We start from the raw sequence: 1,766 nt of genomic DNA, 5'->3' as shown, positions 1-1,766 counted from the left end.
AGATCGCAAGCCGCATTTCGTCGGTCGGCTCGGCATAGCCGGTGATGAAATTGAACAGCTGGGCGACATCGCGGGCAATCGTCGGATCGGTGGTGAAGAAGGACAGGTCGGTGTAGATGCGCGCCGTTACCGGATGGTAGTTGCCGGTGCCGAGGTGCACGTAGTTGCGCAGCTTGCCGTCCTCGCGCCGCACCACCAGCGACATTTTCGAATGGGTTTTCAGCTCGAGAAAGCCGAACACGACCTGCACGCCGGCACGCTCCAGATCGCGCGCCCAGCGAATGTTGGCTTCTTCGTCGAAACGCGCCTTGAGCTCGACCAGCGCGGTGACCGACTTGCCGGCCTCGGCCGCGTCGACCAGCGCACGCACGATCGGGCTGTCATTGGAGGTGCGGTAAAGCGTCTGCTTGATCGCCACCACTTCCGGATCGGCCATCGCCTGGCGCAGGAACTGCACCACGACGTCAAACGATTCGTAGGGGTGATGGACGACGATGTCCTTCTCGCGGATGGCGGCGAAACAATCGCCGCCATGCTCGCGGATACGCTCGGGAAAACGCGGATTGTAGGGCATGAATTTCAGGTCGTCGCGAGGGACGGCGACGATCTCGGAAATCTGGCTGAGCGCCAGCGGCCCGGTGAGCACGCTGATGCGGCTCGACGACACGCCAAGCTCGCCTGCCACGAAGTCGCGCAATTCGCCAGGCATCAGCCTGTCGAATTCGATGCGGATCACCGAACCGCGCCGCCGCCGCTTCAGCGCCGTTTCGAACAGGCGCACGAGGTCCTCGGACTCCTCCTCGACCTCGATATCGCTATCGCGAATGATGCGAAACGTGCCGGAGCCCTTGACCTCATAGCCGGGGAAGAGCTTGCCGATATAGAGGCCGACCGCCTCTTCCAGCGGGATGAAGCGGACATGATGCTTGCGGTCCGGCAGGCGGATGAAGCGCTTCAGCGCCACCGGCAGGCGCAGCAGCGCGCTCATCTCCTCACCATTCTTGCGATGGCGCAATTGCAGCGCCATCGAGAAGCCGAGATTGGGAATGAACGGGAACGGGTGCGCCGGATCGATCGACAGCGGGGTGAGCACCGGGAAAACCTGTTCCTGGAAATGGTCTTCCAGCCAGATTTTCTCGTCCTTGGTCAGCGCATCGCGGGTGATGCTCTCGATGCCTTCCTTGTTGAGCAGCACGGTAAGCGCCGAAAGGCTCTTCTGCTGGTCTTCCTGCAGCCGCTCGACCTCACGCAGCAACTGTTCGAGCTGCTGTTCGGGGGTGCGGCCGTCAGGGCTCTTCAGCGTAATGCCTTCTCGTACCTGGCCGGCAAGACCGGCAACGCGGACCATGAAGAACTCGTCGAGATTGGCGGCCGAGATCGACAGGAAGCGGACGCGCTCCAGCAGCGGATGATTGAGGTTCAGCGACTCCTCGAGGACGCGCCGGTTGAACTGCAGCCAGGAAAACTCGCGGTTGACAAACCGGTCCGGATTGCCGCCCTCCGGGCGGGCCACCTCGACATCCACGAATTCGTTCTGCACCGGCTTCAGTTCGTTCATGATTCCCGCTCTTCCACACCGTCAGCCAGCTAAAGCGTCGTGCGTCATTCAGGACGCGCAAAGGACGCTCTGCCACTCCAAGGCGACGCATGGTCCTTGCCGAAAACCGATGTCGGTCTTCGGGGCCATGCGTTAACCGGCTTAACTTATCCTCTGACAGGCTTTTGCGACAGTTTCATTTCATCGAACTTGCAAAGAGGCCTGATAT

At 61.3% G+C, this 1,766-nt stretch carries 1 protein-coding gene; it reads right to left on the bottom strand.

The window, feature by feature from the left end; genetic code table 11:
* The coding region (ppk1, locus tag EN906_RS33030; RefSeq protein WP_127375717.1) for a polyphosphate kinase 1 at positions 1 to 1,558 on the bottom strand (1,558 nt) is incomplete at its 3' end.
* Positions 1,559 to 1,766 lie beyond the last annotated feature (208 nt).

Origin of the sequence: Mesorhizobium sp. M7A.F.Ca.CA.004.06.1.1 (genome assembly GCF_003999135.1) — a bacterium.
Lineage (GTDB): Bacteria > Pseudomonadota > Alphaproteobacteria > Rhizobiales > Rhizobiaceae > Mesorhizobium.
This window is presented reverse-complemented; position numbering and strand designations above follow the sequence as displayed.